Consider the following 19372-nt stretch of genomic DNA (forward strand, 5'->3'; position numbering starts at 1 on the left):
TACCATGGTACTCTCCACAATAGCCGAGGCGGTAAAGTACCTCTTCAAGAGGCCCTACACGAGACTAGTCCCAGCCAAGACGGGGCCTTTCAAGGCTGACAAAATGAGAGGTGCTCACATACTCGACATGTCGAAATGCACGGGGTGCTCGATGTGCCAGCTGGTCTGCCCAGCGAACGCGATCGACATGGTCGAGGTCCCCGGCCAGTACCCCCAGAACCCCAGGAGGAGGTTCCCTAGGATAGACCTCCACAAGTGCACTTTCTGCGCCCTCTGCGTCGAGTACTGCCCGTTTGACGCCCTCTACATGACGAGCGTGACGGGCTTCGAGCTCTACACTAGGGACAAGTCCACGACGCTCAAGAGCCCGGTCGAGCTCTCCAGAGGGGACTACACGCTCGTGACAGTAAAGAGGGATCTCTACGTGATTAAGGAGGTGAAGGCCAGTGGTTGACGCCTCGCTACTAAACTACGTGTTGCCGGTCGTACTGGGGGTCTACGGGCTCGCCTACTCCATCTACAGCATAGTCGTACTGAGGGGGCCGACGGTCCCAGACATGGTGTTAGCACTAGACGTCATGACCGTGGACCTGATCATTATCTACCTCTTGATAGCCTTGTTCTACGAGTCTCCAATGCTCGCGATCGGAGCGATCCCCCTGGCTTCGTGGATTCTGCTACTCGACTTCGTAGTCGCGAAGTACCTGTTGGAGGTGAGGAAGAAGTGATCGACATACTGCTGTTCATACTAGGCTCCTCCCTGCTGGTCTTGAGCGCGGTACTCTCCCTGATCGGCGCGGTCGGCTTCCTGCGGTTCAGGAACTTCTTTCTTAGACTACACCCAGCCACGGTGGGGTCTATAGGCGGCGGGGTCTACGGACTGATCGGCCTAGCACTGCTAACGCTCTCACTCGACGTACCCGGCTACTTGAAGTACTACATATTCGGCGTCGCGATTGTCTCGGCGGCTCTCGTGGTCTTTGCCTCCCCTACAGGCTCGCACATCCTCGCCAGAGCTGCCTACAGGTCAGGCGAGGCCGTACCCCGACCCCTGATTAGAGACAAACTAAAGGAGGCCGGCCTCGAATGACCCCCGTCATCATCCTGCTCCTCAGCGCGTTCAGCGCGGTAATGGCTTTGATCGCCACGATAAAAATAGTCTACGAGAGAGACGTCTTGAAGACTATAATAATCTCAGGTGTCGAGTCGCTTTTCTACTCCATTATACTCGCCAGTTTCCTGGCCCCCGACCTGCTCATCGCGTATATAGCCGTAGGCCTAGGCCTCAACTCGGCGATCCTCCTGTACGCCCTGAGAGGGGGTGAGAGGTATGAGGAGTAGGGGTACACTCGAGGACGTAGGACTGGTTTTGTCCATACTCTTAGGGGTTCTACTGACCTACTACCTGGTTAGAGCTGACGTGGTCTCTTTGACGTACGGGAACATCCCGTTGGCAAACCTCTACTTGAGAACCGTGCCCGACCCCAGCTCGCTGTTCACTAGTAGGAGCCCCGAGGTAGTTACCAGCGTTATATGGGACCAGAGGGGGTACGACACTTACTTCGAGACCTCGGTGCTGTTCATTGCGATCATAGGGGTGCTCTACCTAGCCAGTTTAACAGGTGGACTTTATAAAAGCTCTGTCTCCACGGTGATACCCAGGGTGATTACGAAGATACTCTTCCCCGTTATAGTCGCCGTTTCTGTGTCTGTCGCGCTACACGGTCACCTCACACCTGGCGGAGGCTTTCAGGGAGGCTCCATTTTCGCGGTCGCCCCCTTCCTGTACCTCCTAGTGTTTGGACGGAGTTTGCTAGAGGGGAAGGGGTTCAGGTCCAACGCACTAATATTCGCGAGGTCGCTAGCCGTATTCTTAATTACGGTCGTCGGCTCAATAGTTCTGGTCATCGGCCTGCTCACCGGCGTCCCTGCTTTCCTCTTCCAGAACCAGCCGAAGCCGCAGCTCTCCCCAATAGGCTACCCGGCTTACGTAGTGTTACCATGGGGTAGCGTCCTCCTGTTCTCTGGTACCCTCATGATACTAAACGTTCTGGAGTTTACCGCTGTCTCGACGGGCTTCACGTTAGCCTTAATTGTCATAGATACCGTGACAGGTGGTAGAGAGTGATCGAGGGGGTCCTGTTCTACCTAATAGTCTTCGCGGTGGGCGTAACGATCGGGGTGTCGATTTACGGGATCATTGTTAGGCCGCACATCGTTAAGAAACTAGTGTTGCTGACGATCTTGACCGACGCCGTCAACGTCATGGCAGTGCTCTTCGGCTACTACTTAAGGGCAATCTCGCCGCCCGTCTATCCAGGAGGCTCCCTCGAGGACTTCACCTTCCCGTCGAGCGGTGAGCTGAAAGAATTCTCCTCTATAAGCGTCGACCCGATACCGCAAGTCCTCATCGTCACAGCGATAGTCATAGGATTAGCAGAGCTGATTTTCCTCTCCCTTGTCACATACAACATTGGCGTGAACTACAAGACATTGATGATTAACAAGCTGGAGGTGGAGGAGCAGTGAAGAGGCTCCTGGTGGTGGGACTCTCTATAGCCCTCGTATACCTGGTGTACACTGGGACCCTTAGCATAGTCGAGGTCCTTATAGCGATCGGCATTGGGTTCGCTTTAAGTGGGATTATAGGGGTAGACCTAGTCAAAGACGAGAGCAAGCTCAATGCTAGGAGGTTCTTCGAGGCTGTTAAGTATACTTTTAAGTACTTCACGATCATAGAGTACCTCGCCCACTACTCGGTAGTTAAAGCAATACTGTCAAGGGACCCGGGGCTGAAGCCGGCTATTGTCGAGGTACCTTACTATGTGAACAGCGAGATAGCCATAGTAACGATCGCGAACTCTATAACCAACACCCCGGGCACGGTCGTGGTAGACGTAGACGAAAAGAGGAAGAGGTTCTACGTACACTGGATCTTTGCCGAGGCGTTCGAGGGCGAGGAGGCGAGGAAAGGTGTCTCGGCGGAGTTCGAGGACTGGGCTAAGAAGATATTCGATTAGGTGATGGCTATGCTCCTAGACCTCTACACCCTGACAGCGGTAGTCGTGGCGACCGCCGCTCTCACGGGTCTTGTAGTGTACGTCGCCTTCTACTGGCTCTTCCAACAAGTGGCTGGTAGGAGGGAGACCGAGGAAGACGAGGTAAAGAGGAAGATCGTTTTCTCGGGCTTTATAGTGGACAAGCCCGAGTTCCCCAGCCTCGTTGAACTCGTTAAGGACATCTATTCAAGGGCTTTCAGGAAGGGCTTCAGGGTCATCGAGAGGACGTCGAGAGGCCTAGTCGTGGACTGGTACCTCGTCGGCTACTTACTCATGCTCGCCCTGCTTATAGCGGGTGTCGTGATATGGTTCACCAGGTAATCTGGTTCTTATTCGAGTCCCTTGTCTACCCCGGGCTCGTTTTCATAATCCTACTGATAATATTCACCCAGTGGCTCTACAGGAAGCTGTCTGCTAGGATCCAGTATAGGAGGGGGCCTATACACTCAGGCCCATTCGGGATACTCCAGCCCCTCGCCGACTTAATAAAGCTGCTTGCTAAGGAGGACGTTTACAATGTCTTCGGCCTCAATATACCACCTCTAGTAGTGATCTCCCTCGCGATAGGTGCTCTCTCGAGCGTTACACTACTTACACCGCTGGCGCTGAAGCCCCTCTACGCGCCTTTCGACGCGGTACTAGTCCTCTACTTACTAGCGTTCGTACCTTTCGCGATAGCGTACCTGGCGCTCTCAAACCCCAACCCGTATACCTCCATAGGCGTTGCGAGGTACCTGGCCCTCCTAATAGCGGCTGAGCCCCCCTACATACTGTCGTTCCTAGCGCCCTTGATAATAGCAGCCAAGTATGAGGGTACAGAGTACTCAGTCTACCTAACGAGCAACTTCTCGTACAGGCTGTGGGCGGAGAACCCGGCGTCCATGGCACTAGCCGCGGCGTCTTCCTTCATAGCTGTCATGGCGTTGCTGATGGTTAAGCCCTTCGACTCTCCTGAGGCCGAGGCGGAAATCTACTGGGGCCTGTTCACCGAGTTGGGAGGTCCGAGACTTGCGTTGGGCATGTTCGCGAAGTTCGCTGAGAGGATAGTGTACCCCCTGTTCTTCGCCCTGCTCTTCCTCGGAGGCCCCTGGCCCTTCCAGGGTTCGGGCCTGCTACCAGTTACGGTGGTTCTACTGAAGTACCTCGTCGTATACGTGGTGCTCACGATATTAGACAACAGCCTGCCGAGGTATAGGCCGGACCAGGCGGTCGAGTTCCTCATTAAGTACCTGTACCCAATGTCTATAATATCACTAGTTCTAGCGGTAGTGTTGTGAGCTCTGACCGTGTCCAGAACTAGTGGGTTGAATACCGGTCCCGACGCCTATGGGGCCGCGGGGATTTGAACCCCGGGTCACGGGGGCCCAAGCCCCGCATCCTAGCCAGGCTAGACTACGGCCCCTTGAATGATTATAATCGGCTGATTGATGTTTTAAACCTGTGCGGAGGATTTCATTTTTTAAGACCCCTGCGATAGGTTTCCTGGGGTGGAAGTGTGGAGGAGTTTATCCTAGGTGAGGTGAAGACTCTAGAAGTCAAGGAGAGGACCGTTCACCAGCTCCTCCTCGAGATGAGCGACGTCTCTTTCCAGGGTAGGGCGTTAGGGGAAGCGTACCGGGTACTCATAGACATGTTCGAGGACAGCGACAACACGATCTTCATGGGTCTAGCGGGGTCAATGAGCACGTCCGGGATGTGGAGGATAGTGAAGTGGTTTGTAGAGAACAGGTATGTCGACGTCCTCGTATCCACTGGAGCCAATATAAGCGAGGACATCGTAGAGGCCATGGGCTTCAAGTACTACAAGACTTACCCGACGGTAGACGACGCTAAGCTACTCGAGCGGAAGTTCGACAGGTTCTACGACACCGTGGTCAACGAACTCGAGTACAGGCGGATGGAGGGCCTGATCGGAGAGTTCATCGAGACCCTCCCAGAGGGCGGCGTCTATTCGACGATGGAGTTCCTCTATTTGTTCGGCAAATTCCTGAACGAGAAGGGAATAGACTCGATAGTCTCCGCGGCCTATAGAGCAGGGGTACCAGTTTTCTCCCCGGCACTAGTAGACAGCGGCTACGGTATCGCCGCCGTCCTGAAGTACAGGAGAGGGCACAGAATAGTCCTGGACATGGTGAAGGACTTCGCACAGTTAGTGGAGATAGGCCTTAGGAGCAAAAAGATCTCCGCGATCTACATCGGAGGCGGCGTCCCCAAGGACTACGTAAACCTCGTCGCAGTCGCCAACACTCTAGTCGCAGAGTACGAGCAAGGCGAACATGACTACTACAAGCCGCTCGAGTACGTCGTCCAGTTCACTACCGACAGCCCTCAGTGGGGTGGGCTTAGCGGTGCAACACTCGAGGAGGCCGTGAGCTGGGGGAAAGTCTCGCCAAGGGCGAAAAAGAGGGTCGTCTATGTTGATGCCACTATAGCATTGCCTTTGATCTCCCACGGCCTGGTTAGCGGGGGTGTTAAGAGGAGGAGGACTGCTGACCTTAGCTGGCTCTTCAGCGAGTTGGAAAAGAGGTGACGGTCTAAACGCCCGTGGATATACCAAAATGCCTACTTAGGGCAGCGCCTAGAAGGTAGCTCGCTAGAGCGATGCCTAGGAGAAGGAAGAGGCTCTCTAGAAACTCCCTCTTAAAGTCTTTGTCCTCGACTATGCTAGAGTAGTAGGTGAAGACCCCCGTGAGAGACACGCTAGCAGCAACGCTTGTCGCGAAGGCGAAGGGCAGGCTCCTCATGGTGAAGAAGGGTGCTACGAGTAAGAGGACCGACAAGATGTAGGCCAGCCCCGTGACCACAGCGCTCCTGGTAGGCGAGACCTTCTTTTCGTGTTTCGACTGGAGGTATGAGGCTCCCGCCATGGAGAGAGCGGCAGAGAAGCCCACTATTAAGCCCGCTAAGCCTACGATGACCGTGTTTTCGGTGGCCCCGAGGAATCCCGCGTTAACACCTGTTATCTCCACGATGGCGTCTGCCAGCCCGAGAGCCACGAACCCTAGGTACTTCAACCTAGGGTCCGAGAGTATACCGATGAGCTCTTTCTCGTGGGATTCCTCGTCTTCGATCAGAGCCTCCAAGGTGCTCCTCGCCTCCCCACTCAACCCGCCTAGCAGGCTGGAGTACTCTCTAATAGCGCTCTCCTCACCCCTCTCTAACAGCTTGATTGTAAACAAGGGGCCCAGGAGCGCATAGCTAAGCTTGAAGAGCCACACCTTCCAGTAGCTGGGTCTACAGTCTTTGCCTGCGTACTTTCTCCAGAACTCGTAGTGCCGTTCCTCGTCCTCTGCCAGCTTGCTTAAAATCCTCCTCCTCTCCTCGTCTTTTTCCAACTTCGACAGAGACTTGTAGACCTCTAGACTAAAGGCCTCGTCGAGACAAAACCGGTACGCTTGACGCTTGTCTATCGAACTAGGTGTGGACTCCATAGAGACTGCTCCCAACAACTAATTCCCACAGTTGGCTCTTTAAACATAGTCGAGCCCGTTATACCTCTGTTAACCGGTGGTCAGTCTTTAAAGGACTCTTCACGCCTCAGCGAGTACAGCCTTCTTCATCCCGTTGCAATCTTATTCGTCCACGGCCTTAAACTAGACGGCCGGGTTCAGACGTAGTTCAGGGCGACTCCTAGCGAGACGGCGATCGAGCCGAGGACGTGGTTTAAGGCGACCTTCTCCCGGGAAACCAGCCTCGTGGTGAACTGGGATAGGACAGGCGTGAAAGCGGTTGCTACGGCGGTCAGCGACGCGCCCACCGTGTTGATCGAGTAGATGAACAGGTACATCCCGATCGTCCAGCCGAGGATCCCAGTGACCAACCCCGCCTTAACGACGTCCCTGAAAGAACGCCGGTCGTACCAGCCTTCGAGGACGTAGCCGATGGGTGTCAGGAATAAGGCTATGAGTACCAGCCGGACAATAGTGAGAGAGACAACGTCCGGCAGGAAGCGTAGACTCATTTTTACCAGTGTTGTGGCCAGCCCCCACAGCACACCGGCGCCGAGACCAGCGAGTATGCCGGTGGAGAGTTTACCCTGCCCTCTAGAGTTGTTAGATCCAATAGTCGCTACAGCGATACCCGTGAAGGCCAACACGCCGCCCAGAGCAGTCTTGAGGCTCACGGCCTCGCCAGCCATGGTAAGAGAGAAGAGCTGGGTGAAGAAGATGTACGTGTAGCTCACGGTCACGGCTAATGAGCCCCCCACGCTCTTTATGGAAAGAGTGTATAGAGAGTCGCCTAAGCCTGGGCCGAGCAAGGCGGACAGCGCTATCACCAGCCACCCGTATGGGGTCGCGTTCAACGCCACTGGTCTGAAGGGAATGAGCGCCAGTAGAGGCGCGACCGCCAGGAGAGCCCTTAGCCCAGTGAAGGTTAGGGGCTTCAAGCTCCTGCCGTACCGGGATATCACGGCCGGGTTTAGGCTCCACACAAGGGATGCCAGTACAGCTGCTAACAGGCTCACGTAGACCACCGGCCCAGGCTTCTCGTCGCTGGCGTCTACATACTCTCAAAAACTGCTACATATGCGTACGTGAATACTCATCTCTGTAACCTCCTTTAAACCTTACAAGAATACCACTACTTAGGCGAGAAGGGAGCCGGTGGAGCCCTCCTTTAGCGTAGTGCTACGGAGGGTTAGGGTTGCTTGCCGTGAAGGTAAGGGGGAGAGACAACTACTTGAGGTACACCCTAGTTAGCTGGCTCCTCGAGGTGAAGGACCTGCTCGAGAGGGAGCTGTGCGACAACATCCGGCTAGAAGTCGAGGAGGGCGAGAACGAGTTACCAGAGCTCATAGTGGACGGCCACCTAGTTGGCGCCGGACTGCCGGGCGAGGAGGGCTACTTAATAGAGGTCGTCAAGAAGGCGGTAATGGACCTGCGTGGGCCGTCGAGTCGGTGCGACGAGCGGGGGGAGCGGCTCGCCGAGTAATTAGGCTGTACTGCAAGAGATCAGAGCGGTGCGAGGATGAGGAGAGTACACCTGTTAGCCTCATTGCTGGCGTCGATCATCCTAGCCGCGTATGTGGCTTCGCTGGCTTTGACTAGCGGTCCGGTTGTAGGAGGGAAGCACCTGGTAGCCGGGGGGCGTGTGGTCTACTTACCTCTCCCACAGAGGACCACCAGTATGACCGTAGAGGAGGCGGTCTTGTTGAGGCGGAGTATTAGAGAGTACTCTGGTCAGCCCGTGGAGCTTGAGCACTTATCGCTCATCCTCTGGGCGGCGTACGGCATCACGGACCCAAGGACCGGGTTCAGGTCTACGCCGAGCGCGGGGGCGACCTACCCCCTAGAGGTCTACGTCGTGGTTGGCGAGAGGGGGGTGAGGTCGGGCGGCACCTACCTTCCCGCGGGCGTTTACAAGTACGACCCTTACACCCACTCCATCAGCTTGGTCAAGGTGGCGACTTCAGGAGGGAGCTGGCTACCGCCGCCCTAGGGCAGAGGTGGGTTGAGGAGGCGCCAGTCGACATAGTCGTAACAGCGGTTTTCGAGAGGACGACGAGAGTCTACGGGGAGAGGGGCTACCTCAGGTATGTACCCATGGAGGTCGGTCACCTAGGGCAAAACGTATACTTGGTCTCCACGGCCCTCGGCTACGGCTGCGTCGTGGTTGGGGCCTTTTACGACGACAGGGTCAGAGAGGTCGTAGGAGCCGGCGCGCAGGAGGTACCCATGTACATCATACCGGTGGGCCGCCCCGCGAGGAGCCACTACACCTCTTTCGAGGAGGTCTGGGAGTACATCATCTCGAGGAGGGGGTCTAGTTGAGCCCGAGACTCCTCAGGCTAGCCCTCATCGTGGTGGAGTTCACGAGCTTACCGCTGCTCGTCGTATGGATGGTCTACGTGATCACCGGCTACGGTATGCTGACGCCGCTACAACTGATACCCAACCCCAGGGCCGTCCACGCGGACAGGTTGCTGAGAATCACTGCTCTAGCCCTTAGTCTACCACACTCCTACTTCGGCACACTCCTCTTGATCGCGAGGAGGGTGAGGTCCGGCACGTGGAGGAGTATCTACACGGCTGTGTCCACATCCGCTATCGTTATACTCGCGGTATCCCTGGCGCTACTCGAGTCTCACTTGGCCGCCCCGTAAACTTGATTAAGCGGGTCTAGTCTCGTGGTTAACACGGGGGTGCTGTCTACGAGGCCGGTCTACTCTAGTAGAGCACCGAAGCCGATAGGCCCCTACAGCCAGGCCGTACTAGTGGACGGCTGGCTGTTTGTCTCGGGGCAGATACCCGTAGACCCGGCCACCGGCGAGGTGGTCAGGGGCGACTTCAGAAGCCAGGTTACCAGGGTGCTCGAGAACATCAAGGCCATAGTCGAGGACGCGGGGGGCACGCTCAGAGACGTGGTCAAGGTGACCGTCTACTTGAGGGACCTGAGCCGCGTAGGTGAGTTCAACGAGGTTTACGCGAAGTACTTCGGGGAGAGCCTACCTGCCAGGAGCCTCGTCGGCGTCTCGGACCTGCCCAAGGGGGTCGACATCGAAGTCGAGGTCATAGCGCGCCTAAAAAGCGGTAGTGGGGGCGAGTAAAGAGTACGCCGATAGGCGCCTCTTCCGTCACTTCCGCGGCTTTACCCTGACCACGAACTCAGACTTTTTACCCTTCGGGGACACACCCGAGTAGTAGTTGAATACTTTGTGGCACCTCGGGCACTCCAGCCTCATCACTGTGTAGAAGCGGAACCTCCAAGGATCCCTCAGTAGCTTGAAGGCCAAGACGTCCGCCTCGTAGCCGCAGTAGGGGCACTTGACCAACCCTCATCACCATTCTAATTCTACTGCACACAAAGAAATAAACCGACGCCTCTGCCGGGTCAGCTGACGACAACCTCGAAGGTACCCTCGGGCTTGACGCAGGTTCTGCCCGAGCAAAACTCCGTGCCGCTAACGGTCCAGTACTTGAACACGCCTTTGAACGGCCTCTCTACGAGGAACACGAACTCCCTGGAATAGAACACGCCGCCTGGGGAGAGGTCTCTACGGCACAGCACCTGGCAGTCTATGTACGGCACCGCCACGACACCGCCTTCCTCGACGAGAACAGGGTGCGCCTGGAGGGCGGTGTTGCACGCACAACCGCCAGCGTAGAAAGAGGCGGTGGAACCTCCTTTGTTGGCTATTACGAACCCGACTCTCAGGACCGCGAGCTTGTCGGGGCTCTTGTTAGCCCACTTGGCGTAGTCGGCCCCAGTCAAGTTCCACTGCTTGAGCAGGTCGAGTACTGCGCGGACCTCGCTCTCGTTGAACGACACGGTGTAGTAGGGCTGGACGGCCAGGAAGCCGAAGGGGGGCTGGGCGACCACGACCGTGTAGCTCCCTGGTAGGGGCGTGTGCGTGGTCTGACTATACGGCGGAGCCGCGCTGACCGGCGAACCCGTTAGAGTAGCGAGCGGCGGAGTAGTAGCCGGTGTAGTCGTTGGGGTAGGCGCTGCCGACCCGCCTTGGGGCCTGGGCTGGAGGGCAACCCACAGTAGCGCCCCGGCCAAGGCCAGCACGGCGGCTACTGCGTAAGCTACGACCCTCTTCACACTGCCACCAGTAGTCGTTACGGGTTCGACAAAATAAACGGTTTGCAAGTGGTGCCTGTACGTATCTTCAGTTTCCCGGGTGAGCGCTCACGTGGTGCTGTCTGTGGGCGTTAATGATTTAAAACCCCTGTCGAATCCAGATGTCCTGAAGGGTGGGTCGATGTCGAAGAAGAGGGAGAAAGCCGAGAAGCCTCTACCACCCGAGCTCGCCTTAACGTCGCCGGACTTGACCGGGGAGTTGCTGGCCAAGGTCGAGAAGGAGATCGCGAGAGCCGAGGAACCGTACGTAACCCCAAGTACTATAGCGCAGAAGTACGGGGTCAAAGTGAGCACTGCCAAGAAGATCCTGAGGCTACTCGAGGAGAAGGGGCTCGTGAAGCCGGTCTCTCACACGAGGAGGACCCGGGTCTACGTCGTCGTGAAGTAACAGCGTGGACTGCCCGCACCCCCTCCCTACCCGAGAGCGCTGTTTCAGGCCGGCGCCGCTCGGGGGCCCGCCTCCTGTCAGCAGAGTATGGGCGGTCCCGGCGACCCCGGCCCGGGCACTCCGGTTTTATCGGGTTTCTAGACTACTTGGTTACAGGGTGCTAGTGTAGATTTGTTGCCGCGCCGGCAGATCTCCAGGAGTGGTGGGGATGCGGGAGGTCCCGATAAGCGAGTACCTCGAGTTCGTCTCTAGGAACAGGGAGGTCGTCGTCGAAGACCAGGTGATAAGACTCGACCCTATAGAAGTCAAGCGGCTGGAGCCCCTCCCAGAGGAGCTCACCGACGTGTCGACGACGGTCTGGAGCTTCCCGGTAAGGGGTGGCTGGGCCACCCACAGGGGGGACTACAGGGGTAACTGGGCGCCTCAGATACCCAGGGCGCTTATACTCATGTACACGAGGCCCGGTGACGTAGTTCTAGACCCCATGGTGGGTAGCGGGACTACGCTGATAGAGGCGAAGCTCCTGGGTAGGAACTCGATCGGCGTTGACATAAACTACAACGCGGTCATGCTCGCGCTCCACAGGCTCTACTACCTCGAGAAGGCCCTCGCGGAGTACTTGAAGAGGTTGCGGGAGGGGGCCGGGGCGGTGGGCGGAGGAGCGGGCCCGGCCTTCGGGGACGCTATGCCGGAGGACGTGGAGAGGGCCTGGTACAAGGTATACCACGGCGACGCCAGGAGTCTGAGCCTCCTCGGGAGCGAGAGCGTCGACCTGGTCGCGACACACCCGCCGTACTTCAACATTATAGACTACGGGGGCGGGGAGAGGCCCGAGGGCGACCTGTCTGCCGCTAGAGACCTCGAGGAGTACCTGAGGTGGGTGAGGGAGGTGGCCGGGGAGCTCTACAGGGTCTTGAAGCCGGGTAAGTACTGCGCTGTACTGGTAGGAGACACCAGGGTGCACAAGCACTACGTCCCGATATCACACTACGTGCTCCAGGCCTTCCTGGACGCCGGCTTCCTCCTCAAGGAGGAGGTCATCAAGGTTCAGCACAAGATGAAGACCACGAGAGAGGTCTGGAGCAGGGTCAAGAACAGGGACTTCCTACTGATATACCACGAGAAGCTCTTCATACTAAGGAAGCCGGGTCAGTCCGAAGAGAGCAGACCTAGCAGGCTCAAGTACAGCGGGAGACAGCCCTTCATCAAATTCGAGCTATAACACGGTAAGAGACCAGCTCAAGACTCCCCCAAGAGCTTCGTGAACTCACCTCTCTCTTGCCGTGCTGTCCCCGACGTAGAGGGCACCACTTTGGGTTACCCAGCAACGAATTATGGTACGAGAAGTCTCAGGAAAACACGTCAGACATGCTGAGGCGATAGTAAGGCTTACGAGGTACGCCTTATACGCAAACGCGATCCCCACGTTACCCTCAGGGTTATAGGTAGCTAAGTCTCGCCGGCTAGAATTAGACAAAAATTTGACTTAAATACCTTCTATGTACCATGCTGTAAATGGATGACCTGGCATGGGGACCGAGCCTCATCAAGGTTCGGGACCTCGTGTTAACGTGTTTAGGGTCGACTTGGAGACTATCCGGGGTGAGCTTGAGGGTAGTCCTTCGATTAACGTGTATGGGCTAGCATTCAAGGAGCCTATTAGAGAGGATGATCCCTGTATTCAGGCTTTGGAAAATATCGGTTACTACGATGGTGGTAGTAGGCGTCTCTACACCACTAGGCCTATAGGCGATCTTCCAGAGCCTTGTAGGGATAGCGTATCTCTAGGCTCGCACAAGGCTGTGACTCTTAAGGAAGTCCCCGTCGACGGTATACGCAGTATTATCAAGGTCTATGTCAGGGATAAGGTTCTACGCGGTTCTAGAGCGGTACTTGAAGAAAGTGATGAAGTCGGAGGGATCCTCGACGAAGTCTTAAAGGGGCTTACTAGCAAGGGGTATAGGAATGTTAGGAGGTCAAGAAGCGTCTTCCATGTTGGCAGGTGGAATGCTAGGCTCACCGTTGATAGTAATGATGTCTACGTCTTCTGGTTTAACGACGAGCTATTCGTGGCCTTAAACGTGGGTCTCGACATAGACTACAACGGTAACCTATGGGACCACATGGCTGAGAGGAGCCTGGATAAGCTAAGGAGCCTAGTGGAACACGTCAGGTGCAGGTACATACTAGATATCGCTAGGGGTAGACCCGGAACTTATGTTGTAGCAAACGTCATTGACAGGAGCTCCTACGAGGAGAAGAGCCCTCCGATGGGGTACGAGGAGCTGGTAAAATACCCCGTCGTGAAGGCCCGAGAGGAGGGTTTAGAGACCAGGTTTGAACGGCTCATGAAGAAGCTCGTCGGGGAGGTTGATCCAAACCAGCCGGTACTGGAGGCAACTAGAGCCGGTAAGATGGGGAGGAGGCCAGTCTACATACCAGCACAGTACTGTATTCCCGTATACGACCCGAGATTAGCTGAAAAGCACGAGGACAGGGCCTTAGCTAAACTCAGGGAGCTCGTAAACAGTATAGGCTATAAGGGTAAGCTGATCAACGCGATAGCCAGGAGCTTGGGATACCTCTCGGAAGCCACTCACTTGAACATAGAGAGGATAGAGGGCGAAAAGCCCCTTAAAGTCGAACTAGTTGAGGTAGAGTATAACGGTGGCAAGCCAAGTATCATAAATAGATCCAAGCGCGAAGTCTCGTTCACAGCCGACGTGATGAAACCGCTACGACTAATAAGTATTGTTAAGGAAGTCGAAGAGGGTAGGAGAGTAAAGATCGAGATACCGGTACCCAACTATGTACCGGCAACCCTACGGGAGCTCGATGAACTCCAGCTACTAGTACTGGTTGAGGATGGGCTAGACCCCCTCTCATTCGAGATCATGGACGTCGTAGTTGAGAACGTTACGAGGTTATACGAGATAGTTAGGGAGGTCTACGAGCCCCTTAAAATCAAACTACCAAAGCTGAGGGTCCACAGACAGCCCATCTTGTTCACTCACGGTGATTATAGCAACGTGTTGAAGGAAGTCAGGAAAGTAACTGGCGGAAAGCTGGCCTTTGCCTTTATACTAGGTGAGCGTCCGGCTGACGACGAGGAGGACTACTATAGGCCTCTCAAGAAGGTGTTATTTAAGGGGAATGTTATAAGCCAGAATATCGATGTGAGGAAATACGTATCCGACGGTAGGGTTGACAAGAGAATCCTCATGCCAGCGATCTCCAACATGTTCTACGATATGCTCGGTAAGCTCGGAGTAAAGTACCTCACGTTAAGCAAGTCTACAGATTACGATCTGATCATAGGTGTTGACGTCGGCCACGGGGAGGTTGAGGGGTCTAGAATCGTAGGCTCTGTAGTGTTGTTCGACAAGATGGGCCGTCTAATGAACTTGGTTCCGGTGTACGGGCTCGGATACCCTGGTAGGGAGACAGCTAGGATAGGGGATCTACTAGAGCAGATCGAGTACGAAAATTACGCTGAACTCAAGGGGAAGAGAATCCTAGTACTGAGAGACGGTCGTTTAACCAAAGAGGAGGTAACCCAGCTGGCAGACATATCGAGGACAAAAGACTGCACGATAGAAGTAATAAATGTCAAGAAGAGGACTCCGTTCCAGCAGTTGTCGGATAGTCGAGTCGCATGGTTCGTTGACATAGGGGATGCCTATCTGCTGAAGACTCATATGCTGAAGAGGGACATGCTACCAAGGCCTATTAAGATCGACAAGGTGAAGTACGTGTTCGCGAAGGGTACAGTGAGAGAGGAGCGGGTGTCGGTGGACGACCTGAGGCTACTCAGGGGGCTCTCCCACCTGAACTACTCGACGATAGAGGGCGAGACCGGGCTCAGGCTACCAGCCCCGGTACACTACGCTGATAAACTCCTCGACGCGTTGAGGAGTGGGTGGGAGATCGAGAGGAGGTATCTGAGAGACGGCCTACTCTACTTCCTCTAACTACACCATTTATAACGGTTCCGCTAGCCCATGTCGTGGGTTTAGCTTGTGGTGGGTTTCGGTGAGTGTTGTGATTGGTAGCTAGCACTTTCATGTACTTCAACAGGTCGTGTCTACGGGCTTCTCGTCGTTAAAGAGTATTGACAAGGCTATTCCACGTGTAATCCTGTTCGATGCGCTACCAGTAGCAACAATGGCCTTAATATTATTGGCGTACATTATGTTCCTAGTAGTGTTTGCTATTTGCTATAGGTACTCTCACGATACAAAGCTGGTGGAAAGAGGTGTTCACTTAGTGGGTTCAGGTGACCTTCTACACAACGTTAGATCCAGTGTTTGGGCTATCTTGGGCGGTTTAGACGATTGTGGTGTTAACGTGGTCAACTCCATGTGCTTGCGTGGTGTTAGCGTTAGACTTCTCCTCCCCAACAGTACCCCGTGGGAGCTTATCGGTAGACTAGGCTCGTGTGTCGAGGTTAGGTTTTACAGTGGCCTCTTGGGCGCTAGGGGTCTGTGGGTTGTTGATGGTAAAGCCTATAGGGGACCTTGTAGGCTGACATGTGATGTTGTATCCAGGCCCATCGCTCTACGCGAGCTACCCAGCGGTTTAGAGAGATTTGAAAGGTTGTGGGGCAGGGCTAGAGCCAACACTCAGGGTTACGTGGAGGTGGCCGAGCCTAGGTTTGGAGCCTGTATACGCTCTAACCTCGAGTACGCCACGCTAACGCTGGAGCCCTACGTGAGACCCCTCCTCAACGTCGTCGAGGATTTAACGCTTAGACTTAGGGGTGGATTGGTTAGACTACTTAGGGGCTCCTGGTACCCTTTCACATTGTTGAATCCCAGGCTTCAGCAACTCCTCAAGAAGAAGGGCTTCAAGGAGCCTACGCCTATACAAGTACTAGCGATACCGAGAGTTCTAGCTGGTAGAAACCTTCTAGTTGTAGCCCCGACTGGGTCCGGTAAAACGGAGAGCGTCCTACTACCCGTTATCAGTAAACTCCTAGACGAACGCGAGAGGAGGGGCGGTCTAGTGGGGGTGAAAGTCCTCTACGTAACACCCATGAGAGCCCTATGCCACGATATAGCTGAGAGGATTAGAGGCTTAACCCGCCCACTCTTCGATGGCTCCTCGGATCCCGTCGGGGAGTGGCATAGCGACGTGGATAGAGATGTTAAGGATGAGATTTGTACAACGCCACCACTCATCCTGGTTACAACACCTGAATCGCTGGAGCTGATCCTAGACACTAGGCCCGAATGCTGGAAGCGCCTGGCTAACGTTGACTACGTTGTAGTAGACGAGGTACACGAGGTTATAAGCGGTAAGAGGGGCGAGCAGATTTTAATCCTACTAGAGAGGCTTAGGAGGCTAACCGGAGGGAGGATCCAGCGACTCTTCATATCAGCAACACTTCCAAACCCAGACCTCATAGCTAGACTCCTGGGGGGTAGTGATGGCCCTGTTGAGGTGGTGAGAGACCCCAGGAGTAGAGTGGTGGAGGCTAGAATGATCATGGTTGGTGATGATGAGGAGCTTGTAACAGCCTTAGTGAACGCTATAGGGGATGATAAGGGTTACCTCGTATTCGTTAACACTAGAGCGCTAGCGGAGCTACTGCACCATAAACTCAACAAGAAGGGAGTTAAGGACATAGGCGTGCACCACGGTTCTGTAGCTCCCGCAATAAGAAGGGAGCTGGAGAGGATGTTTAGAGAGGGAAGGCTCAGGGGCTTAGTGGCTACGAGGACTCTGGAACTAGGCGTAGACATCGGCTCGGCAGAAAAGGTGGCTCTTCTGGGGTCGCCTAGGCTTCCCGAGTACTTCGCGCAGAGGGTGGGCAGGAGCTCTCACAAGCCGCACACTGTGTCCAAGGTGGCTCTTATAGCGTTGGATGCTACGGATGTACTCGAGCTCATAGCCATAATGAGCATGCTTAGTAGGAGGAGACTGGTAGGCTACGAAGTCTACACGCCATCGCTGGACGTGATAGCTAGGGAGATCCTGGCTGAGACCTACAGATCGGGGGGTAGAGGGGTGGGGGTATCGGAGGTTAGAGAGCTACTAAGGCTAGCCTTCCCCTATACCGCCGACCTCGATGAGGGGTTGGAGGAGCTGATTGAAGAACTCGCAGATAAGGGCCTACTGAAGCGAGCTGGTGACAGGCTACTGCTAGGCGACGAATTTAGACGAGTGTGGGACAGGAGAGCTTGGAAGAGCTTCTTCTCCTTCATACCACCGAGAGAGGAGGTGAAGATCGTAGATATGAGTGGGAACGAGGTAGGAGCCGTGGACGTCGCCAACCTTGTCTTCATAAGACCCGGCAGCGTGATTAGACTAGCTGGTAGAGTATGGCGGGTCGTCGATATCAAGCCCGAGAAATCCGGGAGAAGGGAGATCAGAGTCGTAGCTACCGATACCGACGAGTTCACGATACCGATTTGGAAGAGCGGCGGTATACCGGTTCACGCCAGCGTCGCAGTCGAAGTCTACAGGTTACTAGGAAGGCTGAGTGAGCTCGGGGAGAGGAGGGTCGCCAGGTTCGGTAGTTTAAGGGTGGAGCTAGACGACAGTATTAGGGGCTTGCTGAGAGAGCTCTCTAAGGTGAAGCACTACGTAGCCCCCGGATATAGGACGATGGTGGTCGATAGGATAGCCTCTAGGGTGTTTAAGGTTAAACCGAGGAAGCTCGGCCTTACTAGGGGGTACGATCTAGTCGTGACAACCATGCTTTACCCGTTTGGAAGCAAAATCTCCAATACGATAACATCGATACTACTCGCTGGGAGCAGGAGGGATGAGGTCGTGTACGTGTTACCCAAGCCGTACGGGATACTAGTAGTCCATAAGCCAAGCCTAGACGTAGTCAAATACCTACTAAACGTTGACCAAAGGGAGATAAAGGAGTCGATCAAAACTCACCCTATATGCTGGTTGTAGCCTACGAGATAGCTAGAAGCCTAGGGTACAGGTGGCTGCCGAATATCAGGCGGTGGGGTAGTCTCCTAGCGGAGGAGACCCTAAAACAGGCTGAGAGGAGATTCTACGATACGAGGGAGACGTTGAAGCTCATAGAGAAGCTTAGAAGGGGATGTGTAAGGGTCGTGGAGAGGAGGGTTGTGGATGTAAGTGGGGTACACCCGTTAACCTTAGCATTCTACGGGGATGTACTAGGAAAAATGCTGGGGTAGCCTAGCGGCTGTCTACGCTGGGTTAGCGCACCGCCAGCCTGGGGCCGCGCGCCCGTCTGGCCAGTATTCCCTGATTACCCTGTTGCGCTCTCTACTGGTGGCTACAACCCTAGACATTCAAAGCTCTGGGTATAACCGATGTATCGATGTCTGCGGGTCTTCCCTCAGCCCCTCAAGGCAAGAGCTGAATGCCGGCCCGCCGCCAGGGGTTGGGTATTTATCCTTATGCTCCGAATGCTCCGAGTTTAAAGATGACCCGTGGGCTCGAAGGGTTTGGAGAGTGCGGTTCTTCGACCCGGGGTTCAGCGATAGGGTTCGGGCGTTCCGGGAGGCTGTTGTCGAGTGGTACAGGAGCCACGGGGATAAGAGCCTGCCTTGGAGAGCCGCGAGGGACCCGTGGCACGTGCTCGTAGCGGTCTTCCTCCTGAGGAGGACGTCCAAGAGCAAGGTCGTTAAGGTCTACGAGGAGTTCCTGAGACGGTACCCCAGCCCGGGGGCCCTCTTGTCCGCTGGCGAGGACGAGGTGAGGGAGCTCATACGGCCCCTGGGCTTGGAGCACGCGAGGGCCAGGCAACTCAAGGAGCTGGCCGAGCAAATCGAGAGGAGGTTCGGGGGTAGTGTCCCCTGTAGCAGGGATGAGCTCAAGGAGCTCAAAGGCGTGGGGGACTACGCCGCGTCGGAGGTCCTGCTAGCGGCCTGCGGCAGGCCGGAGCCCCTCTTTGACACGAACATGATAAGGGTTATCGAGAGGGTGTTCGGCGTCAGGTCGACCAGGAGGAGGCCGCACAGGGACCCCCGGCTCTGGGAGTTCGCCAGAGCCCTAGTGCCCAGCGACCCGCAGCTGGCCAGGGAGTTCAACTACGGGGTTTTCGACATAGCGAGAAAGTACTGCAGAGCCCGAAGCCCCAAGTGCGCAGGGTGCCCCCTCACACACGTATGCGACTACTACTCGAGGCTCGAGGGGTCACATCAAGCCCCGCGGCCCAGCGGGCCGTAGGGCCTCGGGAAGCCCCCAGAACGCCGACCCGTTGCTCTTCACGAAGCCCCCTCACGAGCATAGCCAGTAGACGCCCGTTCCCCAACCTCCACGAACCGCGGGGCAGCCACGCGCCCACAAATGTACTCGCAGGGCCCACCCAAGAAGGCCCACTTCCCGTTCACTAAAAATCTCCCATAGA

Annotated in this window: 25 protein-coding genes and 1 tRNA gene; 21 read left to right on the forward strand and 5 right to left on the reverse strand. The window is 55.6% G+C overall.

Going from position 1 to position 19372, the window contains the following annotated elements; genetic code table 11:
- Nucleotides 1-4 precede the first annotated feature (4 nt).
- Genes TCELL_RS03200 through TCELL_RS03240 form a run of 9 tightly spaced genes read left to right on the forward strand, consistent with a single transcriptional unit; the run spans nucleotide 5 to nucleotide 4336 of the window.
- On the forward strand, nucleotides 5-454 hold the full coding sequence (locus tag TCELL_RS03200) for a 4Fe-4S binding protein (protein WP_014737283.1): 450 nt from the start codon (nucleotides 5-7) through the stop codon (nucleotides 452-454).
- Nucleotides 447-728 carry an MrpF/PhaF family protein gene (locus TCELL_RS03205; RefSeq protein ID WP_014737284.1) on the forward strand — a complete coding sequence of 94 codons (282 nt, stop codon included), beginning with the start codon at nucleotides 447-449 and terminating at the stop codon, nucleotides 726-728. The genes TCELL_RS03200 and TCELL_RS03205 overlap by 8 nt, the downstream gene beginning before the upstream one ends.
- Nucleotides 725-1090, forward strand: coding sequence for a monovalent cation/H(+) antiporter subunit G (gene mnhG / locus TCELL_RS03210; protein ID WP_014737285.1), 366 nt, complete (start codon nucleotides 725-727; stop codon nucleotides 1088-1090). The genes TCELL_RS03205 and mnhG overlap by 4 nt, the downstream gene beginning before the upstream one ends.
- On the forward strand, nucleotides 1087-1341 hold the full coding sequence (locus tag TCELL_RS03215; protein WP_014737286.1) for a Na(+)/H(+) antiporter subunit B: 255 nt from the start codon (nucleotides 1087-1089) through the stop codon (nucleotides 1339-1341). Before mnhG ends, TCELL_RS03215 begins: the two co-directional genes overlap by 4 nt.
- Nucleotides 1331-2128: an MnhB domain-containing protein gene (locus tag TCELL_RS03220; RefSeq protein WP_014737287.1), complete on the forward strand. Its 798-nt coding sequence runs from the start codon at nucleotides 1331-1333 to the stop codon at nucleotides 2126-2128. The genes TCELL_RS03215 and TCELL_RS03220 overlap by 11 nt, the downstream gene beginning before the upstream one ends.
- Nucleotides 2125-2529: a Na+/H+ antiporter subunit C gene (locus tag TCELL_RS03225; protein ID WP_014737288.1), complete on the forward strand. Its 405-nt coding sequence runs from the start codon at nucleotides 2125-2127 to the stop codon at nucleotides 2527-2529. The genes TCELL_RS03220 and TCELL_RS03225 overlap by 4 nt, the downstream gene beginning before the upstream one ends.
- Nucleotides 2526-3020, forward strand: coding sequence for a Na+/H+ antiporter subunit E (locus TCELL_RS03230; protein ID WP_014737289.1), 495 nt, complete (start codon nucleotides 2526-2528; stop codon nucleotides 3018-3020). Before TCELL_RS03225 ends, TCELL_RS03230 begins: the two co-directional genes overlap by 4 nt.
- Nucleotides 3021-3023: 3 nt before the next feature.
- On the forward strand, nucleotides 3024-3380 hold the full coding sequence (locus TCELL_RS03235) for a hypothetical protein (RefSeq protein ID WP_238529043.1): 357 nt from the start codon (nucleotides 3024-3026) through the stop codon (nucleotides 3378-3380).
- Nucleotides 3365-4336: a complex I subunit 1 family protein gene (locus tag TCELL_RS03240; RefSeq protein WP_014737291.1), complete on the forward strand. Its 972-nt coding sequence runs from the start codon at nucleotides 3365-3367 to the stop codon at nucleotides 4334-4336. The genes TCELL_RS03235 and TCELL_RS03240 overlap by 16 nt, the downstream gene beginning before the upstream one ends.
- A gap of 50 nt (nucleotides 4337-4386) precedes the next feature.
- On the opposite strand, the gene TCELL_RS03245 is transcribed toward TCELL_RS03240, so the two are convergent.
- Nucleotides 4387-4461: transfer RNA gene (locus TCELL_RS03245), tRNA-Pro, on the reverse strand.
- 93 nt (nucleotides 4462-4554) lie between these two features.
- On the opposite strand from TCELL_RS03245, the gene TCELL_RS03250 reads away from it, so the two are divergent.
- Nucleotides 4555-5589: a deoxyhypusine synthase gene (locus TCELL_RS03250; RefSeq protein WP_014737292.1), complete on the forward strand. Its 1035-nt coding sequence runs from the start codon at nucleotides 4555-4557 to the stop codon at nucleotides 5587-5589.
- A gap of 4 nt (nucleotides 5590-5593) precedes the next feature.
- Here TCELL_RS03250 and TCELL_RS03255 read toward each other — a convergent pair whose 3' ends face one another.
- Entirely contained in the window at nucleotides 5594-6505 is a 912-nt protein-coding gene (locus TCELL_RS03255; RefSeq protein ID WP_238529044.1) for a VIT1/CCC1 transporter family protein, read from the reverse strand.
- A gap of 161 nt (nucleotides 6506-6666) precedes the next feature.
- Nucleotides 6667-7533, reverse strand: coding sequence for a DMT family transporter (locus TCELL_RS03260; protein WP_014737294.1), 867 nt, complete (start codon nucleotides 7531-7533; stop codon nucleotides 6667-6669).
- A 179-nt stretch (nucleotides 7534-7712) separates the two neighbouring features.
- On the opposite strand from TCELL_RS03260, the gene TCELL_RS03265 reads away from it, so the two are divergent.
- The 5 genes from TCELL_RS03265 to TCELL_RS03280 are packed head-to-tail and all read left to right on the forward strand — an operon-like array spanning nucleotide 7713 to nucleotide 9606.
- Nucleotides 7713-7991 carry a hypothetical protein gene (locus TCELL_RS03265; protein ID WP_014737295.1) on the forward strand — a complete coding sequence of 93 codons (279 nt, stop codon included), beginning with the start codon at nucleotides 7713-7715 and terminating at the stop codon, nucleotides 7989-7991.
- Nucleotides 7992-8027: 36 nt separating this feature from the next.
- Nucleotides 8028-8498, forward strand: coding sequence for a nitroreductase family protein (locus TCELL_RS07600; RefSeq protein ID WP_274379102.1), 471 nt, complete (start codon nucleotides 8028-8030; stop codon nucleotides 8496-8498).
- A 32-nt stretch (nucleotides 8499-8530) separates the two neighbouring features.
- Nucleotides 8531-8830: a SagB/ThcOx family dehydrogenase gene (locus tag TCELL_RS07605; RefSeq protein ID WP_274379104.1), complete on the forward strand. Its 300-nt coding sequence runs from the start codon at nucleotides 8531-8533 to the stop codon at nucleotides 8828-8830.
- A complete protein-coding gene (locus TCELL_RS03275) occupies nucleotides 8827-9162 on the forward strand; it encodes a hypothetical protein (protein WP_014737296.1) in 336 nt (111 codons plus the stop codon). The genes TCELL_RS07605 and TCELL_RS03275 overlap by 4 nt, the downstream gene beginning before the upstream one ends.
- 24 nt (nucleotides 9163-9186) lie before the next feature.
- Entirely contained in the window at nucleotides 9187-9606 is a 420-nt protein-coding gene (locus tag TCELL_RS03280; RefSeq protein WP_014737297.1) for a RidA family protein, read from the forward strand.
- Nucleotides 9607-9633: 27 nt separating this feature from the next.
- On the opposite strand, the gene TCELL_RS03285 is transcribed toward TCELL_RS03280, so the two are convergent.
- Nucleotides 9634-9831 (reverse strand): hypothetical protein, encoded by a 198-nt coding sequence (locus tag TCELL_RS03285; protein WP_014737298.1) that lies wholly within the window; start codon nucleotides 9829-9831, stop codon nucleotides 9634-9636.
- 59 nt (nucleotides 9832-9890) lie between these two features.
- Entirely contained in the window at nucleotides 9891-10604 is a 714-nt protein-coding gene (locus TCELL_RS03290; protein ID WP_014737299.1) for a hypothetical protein, read from the reverse strand.
- 160 nt (nucleotides 10605-10764) lie between these two features.
- Between TCELL_RS03290 and TCELL_RS03295 the strand changes: the two genes are divergently transcribed.
- The 6 genes from TCELL_RS03295 (at nucleotide 10765) to TCELL_RS03320 (ending at nucleotide 19191) form a co-directional block, all read left to right on the forward strand.
- Nucleotides 10765-11031, forward strand: a complete 267-nt coding sequence (locus TCELL_RS03295; RefSeq protein WP_014737300.1) for a 30S ribosomal protein S25 — start codon at nucleotides 10765-10767, stop codon at nucleotides 11029-11031.
- Between the two features lie 208 nt (nucleotides 11032-11239).
- On the forward strand, nucleotides 11240-12253 hold the full coding sequence (locus tag TCELL_RS03300; RefSeq protein ID WP_048163019.1) for a DNA methyltransferase: 1014 nt from the start codon (nucleotides 11240-11242) through the stop codon (nucleotides 12251-12253).
- 349 nt (nucleotides 12254-12602) lie between these two features.
- The gene (locus TCELL_RS03305) at nucleotides 12603-15002 is read left to right on the forward strand and encodes a Piwi domain-containing protein (RefSeq protein WP_014737302.1); all 2400 of its coding nucleotides are present in this window, start codon (nucleotides 12603-12605) and stop codon (nucleotides 15000-15002) included.
- 376 nt (nucleotides 15003-15378) lie between these two features.
- Nucleotides 15379-17943: a DEAD/DEAH box helicase gene (locus TCELL_RS03310; protein ID WP_048163022.1), complete on the forward strand. Its 2565-nt coding sequence runs from the start codon at nucleotides 15379-15381 to the stop codon at nucleotides 17941-17943.
- Nucleotides 17931-18194 (forward strand): hypothetical protein, encoded by a 264-nt coding sequence (locus tag TCELL_RS03315; RefSeq protein WP_014737304.1) that lies wholly within the window; start codon nucleotides 17931-17933, stop codon nucleotides 18192-18194. Before TCELL_RS03310 ends, TCELL_RS03315 begins: the two co-directional genes overlap by 13 nt.
- A gap of 280 nt (nucleotides 18195-18474) precedes the next feature.
- Nucleotides 18475-19191: an HhH-GPD family protein gene (locus tag TCELL_RS03320; RefSeq protein WP_014737305.1), complete on the forward strand. Its 717-nt coding sequence runs from the start codon at nucleotides 18475-18477 to the stop codon at nucleotides 19189-19191.
- Nucleotides 19192-19372: the final 181 nt, after the last annotated feature.

This window comes from Thermogladius calderae 1633 (genome assembly GCF_000264495.1).
Taxonomy (GTDB): Archaea; Thermoproteota; Thermoprotei_A; order Sulfolobales; family Desulfurococcaceae; genus Thermogladius; species Thermogladius calderae.

What these genes read in the sequence shown, in the direction of transcription:
- TCELL_RS03300 (WP_048163019.1), top strand. Translation starts at nt 11,240, where the DNA reads ATGCGGGAGGTCCCGATAAGCGAGTACCTCGAGTTCGTCTCTAGGAAC.
- TCELL_RS03220 (WP_014737287.1), top strand. Translation starts at nt 1,331, where the DNA reads ATGAGGAGTAGGGGTACACTCGAGGACGTAGGACTGGTTTTGTCCATA.
- TCELL_RS03235 (WP_238529043.1), top strand. Translation starts at nt 3,024, where the DNA reads ATGGCTATGCTCCTAGACCTCTACACCCTGACAGCGGTAGTCGTGGCG.
- TCELL_RS03240 (WP_014737291.1), top strand. Translation starts at nt 3,365, where the DNA reads ATGGTTCACCAGGTAATCTGGTTCTTATTCGAGTCCCTTGTCTACCCC.
- TCELL_RS03315 (WP_014737304.1), top strand. Translation starts at nt 17,931, where the DNA reads ATGCTGGTTGTAGCCTACGAGATAGCTAGAAGCCTAGGGTACAGGTGG.
- TCELL_RS03200 (WP_014737283.1), top strand. Translation starts at nt 5, where the DNA reads ATGGTACTCTCCACAATAGCCGAGGCGGTAAAGTACCTCTTCAAGAGG.
- TCELL_RS07600 (WP_274379102.1), top strand. Translation starts at nt 8,028, where the DNA reads ATGAGGAGAGTACACCTGTTAGCCTCATTGCTGGCGTCGATCATCCTA.
- TCELL_RS03215 (WP_014737286.1), top strand. Translation starts at nt 1,087, where the DNA reads ATGACCCCCGTCATCATCCTGCTCCTCAGCGCGTTCAGCGCGGTAATG.
- TCELL_RS03295 (WP_014737300.1), top strand. Translation starts at nt 10,765, where the DNA reads ATGTCGAAGAAGAGGGAGAAAGCCGAGAAGCCTCTACCACCCGAGCTC.